The 12,941-nt window shown below is 59.0% G+C and carries 9 protein-coding genes, 1 pseudogene and 1 riboswitch; of the genes and pseudogenes, 5 read left to right on the top strand and 5 right to left on the bottom strand.

The annotated features are described in order from the left end of the window. The first annotated feature begins 85 nt into the window (after positions 1-85). The 3 genes from GGE33_RS18525 to GGE33_RS18515 all read left to right on the top strand — a co-directional run bounded on the left by GGE33_RS18525 (position 86) and on the right by GGE33_RS18515 (position 5,987). Positions 86-1,546: a 4Fe-4S binding protein gene (locus GGE33_RS18525; RefSeq protein ID WP_183826357.1), complete on the top strand. Its 1,461-nt coding sequence runs from the start codon at positions 86-88 to the stop codon at positions 1,544-1,546. Between the two features lie 131 nt (positions 1,547-1,677). Further along, positions 1,678-2,907 carry an efflux RND transporter periplasmic adaptor subunit gene (locus GGE33_RS18520; protein WP_183826354.1) on the top strand — a complete coding sequence of 410 codons (1,230 nt, stop codon included), beginning with the start codon at positions 1,678-1,680 and terminating at the stop codon, positions 2,905-2,907. Continuing rightward, positions 2,904-5,987 carry an efflux RND transporter permease subunit gene (locus GGE33_RS18515; RefSeq protein ID WP_183826352.1) on the top strand — a complete coding sequence of 1,028 codons (3,084 nt, stop codon included), beginning with the start codon at positions 2,904-2,906 and terminating at the stop codon, positions 5,985-5,987. Before GGE33_RS18520 ends, GGE33_RS18515 begins: the two co-directional genes overlap by 4 nt. 416 nt (positions 5,988-6,403) lie before the next feature. On the opposite strand, the gene GGE33_RS18510 is transcribed toward GGE33_RS18515, so the two are convergent. Both GGE33_RS18510 and GGE33_RS18505 read right to left on the bottom strand, forming a co-directional pair. After that, the gene (locus tag GGE33_RS18510; RefSeq protein WP_183685596.1) at positions 6,404-6,697 is read right to left on the bottom strand and encodes an acyl carrier protein; all 294 of its coding nucleotides are present in this window, start codon (positions 6,695-6,697) and stop codon (positions 6,404-6,406) included. Between the two features lie 93 nt (positions 6,698-6,790). Beyond that, on the bottom strand, positions 6,791-7,297 hold the full coding sequence (locus GGE33_RS18505; RefSeq protein ID WP_183826348.1) for a phosphatase PAP2 family protein: 507 nt from the start codon (positions 7,295-7,297) through the stop codon (positions 6,791-6,793). Positions 7,298-7,767: 470 nt separating this feature from the next. Here GGE33_RS18505 and GGE33_RS18500 point away from each other — a divergent pair. Continuing rightward, positions 7,768-8,465 (top strand): annotated as a pseudogene (locus tag GGE33_RS18500) (response regulator transcription factor). Between the two features lie 92 nt (positions 8,466-8,557). Here the strand turns inward: GGE33_RS18500 and GGE33_RS18495 are convergent. Next, positions 8,558-9,406, bottom strand: coding sequence for a MipA/OmpV family protein (locus GGE33_RS18495; protein ID WP_183685601.1), 849 nt, complete (start codon positions 9,404-9,406; stop codon positions 8,558-8,560). 294 nt (positions 9,407-9,700) lie between these two features. On the opposite strand from GGE33_RS18495, the gene GGE33_RS18490 reads away from it, so the two are divergent. Then, on the top strand, positions 9,701-11,005 hold the full coding sequence (locus GGE33_RS18490; protein WP_246436245.1) for an ATP-binding protein: 1,305 nt from the start codon (positions 9,701-9,703) through the stop codon (positions 11,003-11,005). A gap of 48 nt (positions 11,006-11,053) precedes the next feature. Here GGE33_RS18490 and ribB read toward each other — a convergent pair whose 3' ends face one another. Together ribB and GGE33_RS18480 are read right to left on the bottom strand one after the other, a co-directional pair. Then, positions 11,054-11,686, bottom strand: coding sequence for a 3,4-dihydroxy-2-butanone-4-phosphate synthase (gene ribB / locus GGE33_RS18485; protein ID WP_183826341.1), 633 nt, complete (start codon positions 11,684-11,686; stop codon positions 11,054-11,056). Positions 11,687-11,798: 112 nt separating this feature from the next. Continuing rightward, positions 11,799-11,942: riboswitch (FMN riboswitch) on the bottom strand. 98 nt (positions 11,943-12,040) lie between these two features. After that, complete coding sequence (locus tag GGE33_RS18480) at positions 12,041-12,850, bottom strand: DeoR/GlpR family DNA-binding transcription regulator (protein ID WP_183826337.1); 810 nt, start codon at positions 12,848-12,850, stop codon at positions 12,041-12,043. Positions 12,851-12,941: the final 91 nt, after the last annotated feature.

Genomic DNA, 12,941 nt, shown 5'->3' with positions numbered 1-12,941 from the left:
TATCCTGATTGATTGGTATCTCATTCCAATTCGGGCGTGCGACATATTTACACGCTGGAATTGTTGTTGTGCCGAGAGAGATGAAATGACAGAGATTTACCGTCATCGTGATTTCGCTCCGGCGGCAACGTTCGCGCCATCGCTGCTGGTTGAGGCGGAGGAACTGCCCGAACGCCCAAACTGGCTCATCGCACTCGAAGCATTCTTCGTGCGGACGCGCCCGTATTACTGGATCATCCAGGGCATCATTTTTCTCGTGTTTCTTCTGGTGCTCGGCCTGCCGCTTCTGCTGCCCGATCCGCCGCCGGAAACGACGCCGCTGTCGAATGGAACGCTGGCGCTGCAATATCTGCTCTGGGGCATCTGGTTCCCGCTTGTCTTTCTGTCGGTCATCGTCTTCGGGCGGATCTGGTGCGGTCTTTTGTGCCCTATGGGGGCTGCTTCCGAGCTTGCCAATCGTTATGGCCTGCAACGCCGGATCCCGGCCTGGATCCGCTGGGAAGGCACGCCCGCACTCAGCTTCATTATCATGACGCTTTACGGCCAGACGATCGGTGTGCGGGATCATCCCGAAGCTGCGGCAGGGCTTTTCGGCGGCACCATGCTTTTGGCAATAGCGATCGGCGGCCTTTATGGCCGCAAGAAACGCGTCTGGTGCAGGCATCTCTGCCCGATCGGCCGGGTGCTCGGGCTTTATTCCCGGCTTGGCGCAGTTCAGTTCACGCCGAAAATCCGGCTGCCGGGCGGCGATGCCTATAGCCAGAAAGGTGCCTGCCCGACGATGATCGACCTGCCGCGCAAGAGTGAAAGCCGGCACTGTATCGAGTGCTTTCGCTGCGTCCACCCGCACGCAGCTGGCAGTATCCGGCTGGATATCCGTCGTCCGGGCCGCGAGATCGAGGATATTCGTGATCATCGCGCCAACAAGGCGGAGGCCTGTTTCCTGTTTCTGGATACCGGCGTCGCCCTCGGCGGCTTCCTCTGGCTGGTGCTGCCGCAATATCAGCAATGGCGGCAGGCTTTTGGCGTGTTTGCAATCCAGCATCACTGGAACTGGGTCACTACTGTCGGCCCATCCTGGCTGATGAGCGTTCATCCGGCGCGTGCGGAAGTGTTCCGCTGGCTCGATTTCGTCATGATCGTCTTCTTCATGTTGGCGATCATGGCGGCATTGACCGCTGTCCTTGCCTTGTTGACTGCGGTGAGTGCCTTTCTGGCGAAGCGTGCAGGGGCAGATGGCGGCTTCGGGCAGTTGTTTACCGAACTCGGTTATCAATATGCTCCGATTGCGCTGATTAGCCTGATCATCGGGCTTGGGGCAGAACTGCTGGAACCGTTGCGATATACCGCTTTTGGTGCAAGCGGCGCGGGCGCGATCCGCGGCGGGCTGTTTCTCATGGGGCTGCTGTGGAGCGTCTGGCTCGGAATAAAGATCCTCGAACGACAGCAGGTCGCACCAATCAGGCGCTTTCTGCCTCTGCTTCCGGGCATTGCCGGCAGCCTTTTCGTCGGCCTTGGCTGGTGGCCGGCGATCATCGGGCTTTGATCGACAGCATTGCCGCGCTGGCGGCGGGTGTAACCTTTCTTAACGTGACGACACACCGGCCGCGCGTCTGATCGCTACGGTTCCTTCCGGATCATCCGCAGACATGTGCGGATAAAACGGAAAGGTGCCTCATGTACGGGATATCCCGATCAGTGCTGCCGCAACTGCGTCTTGCCGTCTCGGCATTGGTGCTGTGGCTGATCTTCTTCTCGGCGTCACAGGCTGAAAGCCAGACGCCGGTCACGGTCGTCGTCGCTCGAAAAGGCGAGGTGACCGAGAAGATCCCCGTTGTCGGTTCGCTTGTCGCCAGGGAAGAGGTGGAGGTTCGTCCTTTCATCGAGGGACGGGTGATCGAACACATCCTTGCCGAAATCGGGCAACGGGTCGAGAGAGGACAGCTGCTTGCGCTGATCGACACGACCGAGGCACGTATGCTGCTCGACAAGAATTCGGTCAGCATGCTGCGGGCAAGAGCCGCTGCCGAAGTGGAGGAAAGCAGGCTCGAGGTTGCCGCGGTCAGCGAGGCGGAGGCGCGCAAGGTGCTGGAACGCAGCCGGGCGCTGCAGCCGAGAGGCGCCGTATCGCAGCAGCTTCTGGACGAACATGAAAATGCCCATGCCCGCGCGGTGGCGGAACTGCGGCTTGCGCGTCAATCGCTTGCGCTGGCGGAAGCCGATGCTGAGCTGATTGCCCGCGAGCGGAAGGAGATCGAGCTGACGATCGAGCGCAGCACGGTTCGCGCACCCGATGCCGGGTTGGTGCTCAAGCGAACAGCGCGCATCGGGGCGATGACGTCTGCTTCCGCAAATCCGCTATTCGTCATCGCCAAGGATGCTGAAATCGAGTTTTCCACGCAGGTGACGGAAACGAGTTTTCTGCGGCTCGATGAAGGCATGCGGGCGCAGATCAGCCTGCCGGGATATGAGGGTCAGCTAGGTGGCAGGTTGCGGCTGAATGCAGCGCAGGTCGATCTTGTTACGCGCAGCGGCGAAGTGCGCATCGAACTGGATGAGGCGGATGGGCTGAAGCCCGGCGTCTTTGCCCGCGGAAGCATTAACGCTCCGGCGCGGCGTAACATTCTCCTACCCGGCAGTGCGGTGAATACCGCAAGCGGCGCAAGCAATGTCTTCGTCGTCAAGGATGGTGTCGTGGATCGTCGCGACGTGACTGTCGGCATCCGGCAGGAGGGCTTTGTCGAAATCATTGCCGGTGTCAGCGATGGCGAGATGGTCGTGCTGAAATCCGGCGGGTTTCTGAAAGCCCAGGAAAAGGTGCGGCCCGTCATGGCCATGTCGGAGCGGTCTGTTTCCGATCACATGGCCTCCGCCCTTGCCGTGGAAAGCAGGGAGATGGCGCGATGAACGGCAATATTTCCGCCTGGGCGATCCGCAATCCGCTTCCCTCCATCCTGCTTTTCGTCATCTTGACAGTTGTCGGCATCTACAGCTTTACCCGGCTACCGATCACCTATTTCCCGACGATCATAACGCCTGCCGTGAAGGTCACGGTCGAGCAATCCGGCGCCACGCCGGTCGAACTGGAAACCGAGGTGACGCGGCTTGTCGAAAATGCGATCGCCTCGCTTCCGGCGATCAAGGAATTGTCGTCGACGATCGGCGAGGGGCGTTCGGTCACCACGGTCGAATTCGAACTCGGCCTGGTTTCGCCGGATCGGGCGATGAACGATGTGCGAGATGCCGTGACAAGGATCAGGGGTGATCTGCCGAGCGCGATCGACGAGCCGATCATCGAACGGATCGAGGAGGAGGCGCAATCGATCGTCACTTATGCCGTCTCCAGCCAGGAGATGACGGTGACCGAACTATCCTGGTTAATCGATGACACGGTAAAACGCGACCTGCAGGGGCTCTCCGGCGTCGGGCGTATCGATCGGATTGGCGGGGCCGACCGCGAGATCCATGTCGAGCTCGATGCCGACCGCCTGCAGGCATTGTCGCTTTCGGTCAACTCGGTCAACGAGACGATCATGGAAACCCAGCTCGACCGTTCGGGCGGGCGCAGTGATATGGAGGGCCGCGAGCAGGTGCTGACGACAGCCGCCGCCGCGAGCACCGTTTCCGGCTTGGCGGAAACCCGCTTGTCGCTTGGTGGCGAAAACTCGGTCCGGCTGGCGGATGTCGCAACCGTCAGCGACACCTTTGCCGAACCGCGCGCGTTTGCGACTCTGAACGGTTCCGATGTCGTCGGTTTCTCAGTCTATCGGTCCCAGGGCGCAAGCGCCGTCACCGTGGCGAATGAAGTATTCGCTGCGGTCGAAAAACTGCGTCTCAGCCATCCCGGTCTTCGCTTCGAGATTGTTGATGACACGATTTCATACACGGAAGGAAATTATCATTCGGCGATCAATACCCTGCTCGAAGGTGCGGCACTTTCGATCATCGTCGTGTTCCTCTTCCTGCGCGATTGGCGCGCGACGCTGGTTGCGGCTGTCGCATTGCCGCTGTCGATCATCCCGACATTCTTTGCCATCGACATACTCGGCTTTTCGCTCAACATCCTCAGCCTGCTCGCCATCACGCTGGTGACCGGCATCCTGGTCGATGATGCGATCGTCGAGATCGAAAACGTCGTCCGACATCGCAACATGGGAAAATCCGCCTATCGCGCGGCACTCGATGCATCGGACGAAATCGGTCTGGCAGTGATTGCGATCTCGGCAACGATCATCGCCGTCTTTGCGCCTGTCGGGCTGATGAGCGGTGTCGTTGGGCTCTATTTCCGCGAATTCGGCCTGACAGTGGCTATCGCGGTGTTCTTCTCGCTTCTCGTCGCGCGGCTGATCACTCCGGTCATGGCGGCCTATATCATGACCGCCGCTCCGCCGGTCGAACCGAGAAAAGGAAAATTGTCGCTCGCCTACGAGTGGCTGCTGCGGCTGACGCTGCGGTGGAAATGGTTGACGGTCACAGCCGCTTTCGGCCTGTTCGCGCTGGCGATGATCTCGCTGATGTCGGTTCCGACCACGTTCCTGCCGGAAGAAGACACCGGCCGTCTGACGCTGACCGTCGAATTGCCACCCGGCACAAACCTCGACGAGACCCGTCAGGTCACCGACGGGATCGCCGCCACGATCGGCAAGCTCGCCGAAGTCGAGGGTGTGCTGGTTCGGGCCGGATCGAGCATGAGCGGCCAGCAGGATGTGCGTTATGCGGTCGTCTCGGTCGACCTCGTGCACAAGGCGGAGCGTAATCGGTCTTCCTTTGCAATCGAAGCGGAACTCGAAAAGGCGCTGGTCGATATTCCAGATGTGCGACTGCGCTTTCTCAACGATCGCGGCGGTCGCGACATATCTTTTTCCGTGCTGGGCAGTGACGGCGATGCCGTTCAGGCCGCGACCGATCGGATCCTTCGCGAGATGGCATCAGACAGCAGCTTTGTCGGCCCTTCGAGCGACAATGTCGCGATGCGGCCGGAGCTGCGCATGACGGTCGATACCGAAAAGGCGGCGACGCTCGGTGTCTCCACCGCAGCCATTGCCAGCACGATGCGGATTTCGACGATCGGCGATGTGGATTCGCGCCTGGCGAATTTTATCGAGGGCTCGCGGCAGATCCCGATCCGCGTGGTTCTCGATCGCGCCGCGCGAGGAAATTTGGCGGTCTTCGAGACGCTGAGCGTTCCGGCGGCAAATGGTGGACAATTGCCGCTGTCGGCGGTCGCCACCATCAGTCTCGATGAGACAGTTGCGGCGATCGATCGTTTCGAGCGCCAGCGCCGGATCGAGATCGGTGTTGACATGGCGAATGGCCTCACATCAGGCCAGGGGCTTGAGCGGTTGATGCAGCTCGAAAGCGTGAAGACCCTGCCGGATGGCGTGCGTGCCCAGGCGACCGGCGATTCGGATACGGAAGGAGAGATATTCGAGAGTTTTGCCGTTGCCATGGGTGGCGGCATCATGCTGGTGCTCATCGTGCTGATCCTGCTTTTCAAAAGCGTCCTGTCGCCTTTCACCATCCTGGCATCGCTGCCACTTTCCATCGGCGGAGTCGTCGCGGCGCTGCTTCTCAGCGGCTACCCGATATCCCTGCCTGTCGTGATCGGTATCCTGATGCTGATGGGTATCGTCACCAAGAATGCGATCATGCTGGTGGATTTCGCCGTCGAGCGGGAGGCGCATGGGCTTTCGCGCGGAGAGGCGGTTGTCGAAGCCTGCCGCGAGCGGGCGCGCCCGATCATCATGACGACGCTTGCCATGGTAGGCGGCATGTTGCCCTCGGCTTTCGGTATTGGAGAGGGGGGCGAGTTTCGGGCTCCGATGGCAATCGCGGTGATCGGCGGGCTGCTGGTTTCCACCATCCTCTCGCTGGTGGTGATCCCCTCCCTGCACCTGATCGTCTCCGCTGGCGGCGATCGTGCAGGCCAAATCTTCAGGCCTTTCCTCCAGTCGGCCGAAGCGGACCTGAAAGAGGTCCAGAAATAGGCGCGCCATGATCCGACGGCCCCCCAGGCCGATTCCCGGCGCGTCTGGACGGGGCCAGCTTCCGCAGGCTGGCCCCGTCATCCGTTTCTGCAGATTGTTTGGGAATGCGATATCCGCAAGCTGGAGCTTAGTGCGTCACCTATCCCGAGCTTGCCGCAGGCGAGGCGTGGCCTCGATACTTCAATAGCTGCGATCCACCAAAAGCATCAGGATAACAGGGCCGCCCAGAAGTGCACCGGCAAGAACTGCCGATATCAGTACCTGAAAAATCAAACGTGAGAGGGGGCTTCTAGGCATTCAAAGCAACCTGCATCGGATGAACGTCAAATTCCTTGGCGAAGCTGTGAGAAGAAAAGGGATGCAAAAACAGAGCCATGCCGAAAGGCATGGGCCTTTGCTTCCCGGCACGTAAATTCTCAAAGCCGATCCGTCCTGGCGTTCGCAGAGGCTTGCAGATGTCGGATAATGTCGCCGACCGTCAGAAACCGGTCGGCCAGGTCGTCATCGATGGTAAAGCCAAACTCTTCTTCGAAGGCCATCACCATCTCGGTGATCTCGAGCGAGTCCGCACCCAGATCCTGCGACAGGCTTGCGTCTTCGACGAGGAGCTCTTCGGGAAGATCAAGATAGGTCGCGATGATGCTCTTTACCCTGTTCGCCAGGTCTTTTGTGATGGGCTGGTGAGACCCGGTAAGGCGGGAATTTTCCATGGTGAAATCTCTTTGGCGTTGTCATGAAATAGGCCGCAGCCCGAAAGCTCGGGCTACGGCGCAGATGCGCGATATCGACATCGGTCGGGGTTTTCACACCGGGTACGCCTCACCATTCTTCTCGACAACAAATCGGACCCGCTGGACTTGGCGCAGCAGCAAATCCGCTGAGAGCATCACGATGGTGACGATGAGCATGGAGAGTACGACGTCGGAGAGATAATGCCCGCCGAACAGAATGCGGTTGAACGACAATGAGACGGCTAAAATGCCGAGCAGGGTCTGCACTATCCTGCGAATTGTCCTCTGGCCGGCCGGGAGGAGATAGACGAGAGACATCATCGCCATCGCGCCTGCTGCTTCTCCCGACGTGAACGAGCAGTTCGATGCACACGCCTGGGAAAATTCCCAGGCAGCGGACAGAGAATCCTCACCACCAAGCCCAAATGTGTCGCGCGGCCTTGCCCTTCCAAACGTGTTCTTCAGGACCATGTTCACGATAAGACCGACGCCCACGCCATAGGTGATCAGCGGAACAAATGTGCGGCCGAGACTGACACCAATCGCATTCCTCAGACGCTGCGAGAGCAGCAGGAGCATTGACGCACCTATCACGACCGTACCGGCCCAGAAATTCGCCTGCCGCAGTGTCTGCAGCGATCCATTATGCTGAGGGGGAATTGTTCGCCGTCAAAGAAATGCTGTGAAACGGTCATGTCGATGGATGGATTGAGATAGAATGCGATACTCGTAACCACCGTCGCCATGACGACGAGCGAAAGGTGGAAGCCTGCTTGCTTGTTGCGCGAGACTGGTAACGTCATAGGTTTGCTCCAGGTTTTCGGAGCAAGCTATTCCTGGCGACATGGCCGGTTCATTTTGTCTTGTTTCGTATTGTTGCGTGCCATCTCACAAAGCTTCTCGAAGGCTTTTCGGGCATGCAGAAATGCGTTAACTGCTTGTATTGTCGATTTCTTCCCAAACTTGGTAACAAAACTTAATAAAGCGAAACATATGCTCCCCGGCGGGCATGCGAAACGCGTGCAGTCAGGCGATCAAGGACGACAGCCGTGCAAGCAAACTCAGCCAATGCAAAGATCCTGATTGTCGAGGATGATCCCGAAATCGGCAAGCTGCTCGCGCTCGCCATTCAGGAAAACGGCATGGTGGCGACCGTTGCCGAAGACGGGCATGTAATGAATGCCCTCTTACGCAACAACGAATTCGACCTCATCATTCTGGATGTCATGTTGCCCGGTGAAGATGGTCTGAGCATCTGTCGACGCATCCGCTCGGAAAAGACGACGCCGATCATTCTTTTGACCGCGCTCGGTGAAGAGGTTGACCGTATCGTCGGGCTGGAGGTCGGTGCCGATGACTATGTCACCAAGCCGTTCAGCCCCCGCGAAGTCGTTGCCCGTATCCGCAGCTTGCTTCGGCGTGCATCCTACGGGCTGGTGAACACCGCGGTTCAGCGAAAGCTCCGCTTCGAAGGCTGGCAGATAGACCCCCTGCGCCGGCAGTTGCAGTGACGACGACGGAATTCGACCTGCTGCTTGCCTTCTGCCGCAACCCCGGCCGGGTTATTACGCGCGAAGAGCTTCTTTCGCTCACCCATACCGGCCTTGCCGGTCCGATCGAACGCAGCGTTGATGTCCATATCAGCCGTCTCAGACAGAAGATCGAGGCAGATCCGAAAAGCCCGGTTCTGCTGCAAACCGTGCGGCTCGGCGGCTACATGTTTACCGCCAATGTCGAACAGGCTTGAATGGCTGCGGTGCGCTCAGGAGCGGGTGCAATGCACCCGATAAAAAAGCCGGGGCAATGCCCGGCTTTCATCGTCTTTGACGCCCGTCTTCTTCAGAATTTGTAGCCGACGAATAGAGAAGCGGAGGGCTGTGTCTTTTCTTCCACGATCGGGCTGTCTGCAGCGTCTCCTGTCAGGAAACCAACGCCGGCTTCGCCGCGGATGAGCCAGTTTTCGCTCAACAGGTAGATCGCCGATGCCGAAACGTTGACGCGTTTCAGACCGGCTTCGGCCTTGTATTCCGCAAGACCGGATCTTGCCGCCTGGGCGGCGGTGACACCGAAATAGGATTGCATGTGCTTGTCGTTGGCCACCACGGCCTCGACGCCTGCGCCAAGGATCAGCCGTTCGCTGACCGGCGCCTGATATTCTGCGCCGAATGTGCCGATCAGGCTCTCGCTGCCTTCGATGGTCTGGTCGACGCTCGCATAAATCTCGAAGCCGTCCCATTTATAGGAGGCCTTGGCGCCGACGGTGGCTGCGAAGTCGATATCGCCCAACCCCCTCAGGCGGTCAGCGTCGTCTTCATCGCGTCCGCCTTCGTAACCGACCTTGGCGGCGAGTGCGAAACCGTTGTGCTCGAATGCAGTGATCGTCACGCCGCGCGGATCGATCTCCAGCCACTCGCCATAGGTGAAGACGACGAATGGTACGGGCTGGACCTTGAAGTCGCCGCTACCTTCATATTCCGGCTCGTAAATTCCACCGGCGCCGACGATGAGGCTCCAGTTGCGTTCCGGTTTTTCCTTGTTGAACCGCTCCTGGTCGAATGGCGGTTCCGGCGGCTGTCCTGCAAGGCCTGCATCGGCGGCGAGCGTGGTCGAAACCGTGCCGGCGATCGCGAGCGTGACGTATATGGCGCTTGCGAGAAGTCGCCGATCGGTCCGTTGGATAAAAGACATGGGTGCTCCAGTGAATTTAACACGGGCACCACCTCAAGGGCGAGCCGTGCATGCAACACGTCTGTCCTGTCACGGATGGATGCGGTGCAGCATGTCTTTGTGTTACGCTTTGTTGCGGGCTAGGCGGATTGGACGGCCTGGGTGCAAGGCAGGGTGCGATCGACACAAAACTTAATGTGGTTTTGCGGCGGATGGCCTTATCTTCAGGGCAATGGGCCTGCGATAAGGGCCGCAATGCAATCTGTACCGGGCGGAACGGCCCAAGGGGGCGTTTTGGGATTTCGGGTCTCCCGGTTGATTTCGACCATTCACGGCCAGATCACCGCAGTCATTTTCGCCTGCCTGATCATTGCTTTCATCATCGGTTCGACGCTCGAAAGTTGGGTCAGGGAGGAATACAGCGCTCCAGATATGGAAAGTATGTCGGCCCACGTGACCGCGATCGCTTCTGTGTTTGCGTCGGCAACGCCCAACGACAGAGATGTGATACTGGCGGCGGCTAATCACGAAGACGGGCGTCTGACATTGCAGCCGCTCTCGTATTCAGAACGTTTCACCACGTCCTCGCCTGACGAGCCGTTCCTCCAAGTCATCCTCGATCGCCTACTTCCTCCAGAAAACCACCCCGTACCATTTGGTGGCTGGAGGACATTTGCCGACGGCAGACGTGTGCTTGCCGCGCAAGTTGACCACGATACACTTCTCGTCATGGAATTGCCCGAAAGCTTCCTTCGCAACGATGCGCTGATATTCGGTTCGAACTATCTGGTGGCAACAGTCACGCTGCTCATCCTGTTTTCGCTTTTTGCAGTACGGGCGCTGACCAGCCCTTTGCGACGTATCGCTTCCGCGGCGATGAAAGCAGACATTTCTCTCGGCCCGGCGATCTTCGAAGAACGTGGAAGCTCTGAAATCGTCACACTCGCCCGGGCGCTGAACGGCATGCAGCGGCGAATCTCGACGATGGTGGAATCGCGAACAAGGATGTTGCGTGGCATCAGCCACGACCTGCGGACGCCGCTGACGCGTCTGCGGCTGCGTGCGGAAAGGGTGGGCGAAGAAGAGATCAGGGAAGGCCTTCTGGGAGATATCGAGCGGATCGACAGGCTGTTGAAGGAAAGCCTCGGTTATCTTCGCGACAACCACCAACGCGAAGTCTCGCAACGCGCGGATCTCGCTTCCATGCTGCAGACGACCTGTGATGAGTTCGCCGATATGGGGCATGACGTGCAGTATGATGGCCCGGCGCGGATGGTCACAAACTTCAAGCCGCTGGCGCTGACACGCGCGATTACCAACCTGTGCGAAAACGCGATCAAGTTCGGCACGCATGTGACTGTCGAGCTTCGCGCAGTCGATGGTCAGGCGATAATCGACATCAGCGATGACGGGCCGGGAATTCCCGAGCAATATCGCACGCGCGTACTGGAACCATTCTTCAAGGTGGATACGGCGCGCCAGGACACGGAAACCGGGTTTGGCCTCGGCCTTTCCATCGTTGCCGAAATCATCCAGGCGCATCACGGAAAGCTGGTTCTGCTGGATCGTCAGCCCAATGGGCTCGTGGCCAGGATCATCCTGCCTCTGGAGCACAAATAAAAAACGGCGAGCCGGTGGGCTCGCCGTAACTTTCTCGATCCCGAGCTATCAGGCTGCTACCAGCGCTCCGGCTTTCGCGTCATTCAGGTATCGAACGAGATTCTCGATGGTAATGACCAGCAGGCCGTTCTGTTCGGCGAAGATCTCGAGCTGTGGAAGACGGGCCATCGTGCCGTCTTCATTGGAAATTTCGCAGATGACGCCTGCAGGGGATTTTCCGGCCAGCCTGCAAAGATCGACTGCCGCTTCCGTGTGACCGGTGCGACCGAGAACGCCTTCCGGGTTTGCCCGCAATGGGAAGATATGGCCGGGGCGGGCAAAATCTGCAGGGAGGGCGGTCGGGTCGACAAGCGCCTTGACGGTCGCGGCGCGGTCGGCCGCCGAGATGCCGGTCGTGGTGCCCGGAATGTAATCGACGGATACGGTGAAGGCCGTTTTCATCGATTCCGTGTTGTTCGGCACCATGAGGGGAAGTTCGAGTTCGTCGATGCGATTGTGGTCCATGGCGATGCAGATCAGGCCACGGGCCTTGTTCATCATGAACGCGATCTTTTCGTTTGTCGCATCTTCTGCAGCAAAGATCAGATCGCCTTCATTTTCGCGATCCTCGTCATCGACAACGACAACCATTTCGCCGCGGGCGAAGGCTTCTACTGCATCTTCAATTCTGGAAATCGTCATTTCAAGTCTTTCAAGGGTTAAGCCGGTGAAGGCTGTTGCATCGGCTTTCGCCGACAAAACTTATCCCTTGGGCGAACAAGCGCCACGGGCAGCCCGGTCAAAGGCCGCCGCGGGTTGGTCTCTTCCATCCGGACTATAACCGTCGGCTCCGGCATCTCACCGGATCTGCTGACCTTCCTTTTGGGAAGCGCTCGCGGGCTCCGGGGGAGACCCCGATACCGCCGGTGGGGAGTTGCACCCCGCCCTGAGAACGGGCCAAGTTTATTTCAACAGACGCTTGAATTGCAACAGGCAAACGCACCCAGAAAATTCAGATAGGGATGAAAATATTGCGCAATCGCTGGAAGATGCGCTTTATTTTGCTATCAGAACCTCGATACCGCGCTTCTCGAATTCTTTCGCATCCCGGTCGGAAATCCCGTCATCAGTGATGAAGGAATTGATCACGTCCAGCGAGCCGAGACGGGTGAAGGACGAGCGGTTGATTTTGGTGCTATCGGCGACGAGATAGACATGCGCCGCGGCCTTGATCATCGCTTCCTTGAGCTGAAGGTCGGCAAAGCTCGGATAGGTGAGACCCGCATCGAGCGCCACGCCGGCGGTGGCGAGAAACAGCTTGCCGGCGAAGATGTTGCGGAAATACTCGACCGACTTGTCGCCCGAGAGCGACAGCGTCGGCGATTTGAACTGGCCGCCCGGCATATGCACCGCAAAGGTCGGTACCGAGCCCAAGATGATCGCGATGTTCAGCGCATTGGTGATCAGCGTCAGGTCGCGCCGGTTGGTCAGTCGGGTGGCGATTTCGGTCGTCGTCGTGCCCGCATCCAGGATCAGCGTCTCGCCGTCCTTGACAAGGCTTGCGGCAAGCGCGCCGATACGGCGCTTCTTGTCCATGTTCTCCTGGTGGTGGAGCGTCATCGTGCCGGTCGCGGGCGCTGCGGTGTTCAGATAGGCGCCGCCATGTTCACGGGTGATGAAGCCTTCGCTTTCCAGCCGCTCCAAATCCTGCCTGATCGTCGCTTCCGACACGCGGAAGGCGCCGGCGAGATCTCTCACCCGCGCCGACCCTTCTTCCTGTAGCCATTCGAGGATACGGCGCCGTCTCGGCTCGGACAGGAGGCCGATCATCGACTCCGAAGCATCCTGCTCTTCTCTCGCTTCCATTCCGGCCTGCCTAATCCTTTAATCGCAAACAATCGAAACCATTCGATTCACTTCCTATGGGATCATTACAGGAATGGCCTTGCGCTTTAAA

The organism is Aliirhizobium cellulosilyticum (genome assembly GCF_014198105.1).
In the GTDB taxonomy this organism is placed as follows: Bacteria; Pseudomonadota; Alphaproteobacteria; order Rhizobiales; family Rhizobiaceae; genus Neorhizobium; species Neorhizobium cellulosilyticum.
This window is presented reverse-complemented; position numbering and strand designations above follow the sequence as displayed.

Excerpts from the sequence above, each read along its gene's own strand:
- ribB (WP_183826341.1), bottom strand. The coding sequence starts at position 11,686 with ATGACGATTTCCAGAATTGAAGATGCAGTAGAAGCCTTCGCCCGCGGC.
- GGE33_RS18525 (WP_183826357.1), top strand. The coding sequence starts at position 86 with ATGACAGAGATTTACCGTCATCGTGATTTCGCTCCGGCGGCAACGTTC.
- GGE33_RS18510 (WP_183685596.1), bottom strand. The coding sequence starts at position 6,697 with ATGGAAAATTCCCGCCTTACCGGGTCTCACCAGCCCATCACAAAAGAC.
- GGE33_RS18495 (WP_183685601.1), bottom strand. The coding sequence starts at position 9,406 with ATGTCTTTTATCCAACGGACCGATCGGCGACTTCTCGCAAGCGCCATA.
- GGE33_RS18480 (WP_183826337.1), bottom strand. The coding sequence starts at position 12,850 with ATGGAAGCGAGAGAAGAGCAGGATGCTTCGGAGTCGATGATCGGCCTC.
- GGE33_RS18505 (WP_183826348.1), bottom strand. The coding sequence starts at position 7,297 with ATGCTCCTGCTGCTCTCGCAGCGTCTGAGGAATGCGATTGGTGTCAGT.
- GGE33_RS18515 (WP_183826352.1), top strand. The coding sequence starts at position 2,904 with ATGAACGGCAATATTTCCGCCTGGGCGATCCGCAATCCGCTTCCCTCC.
- GGE33_RS18520 (WP_183826354.1), top strand. The coding sequence starts at position 1,678 with ATGTACGGGATATCCCGATCAGTGCTGCCGCAACTGCGTCTTGCCGTC.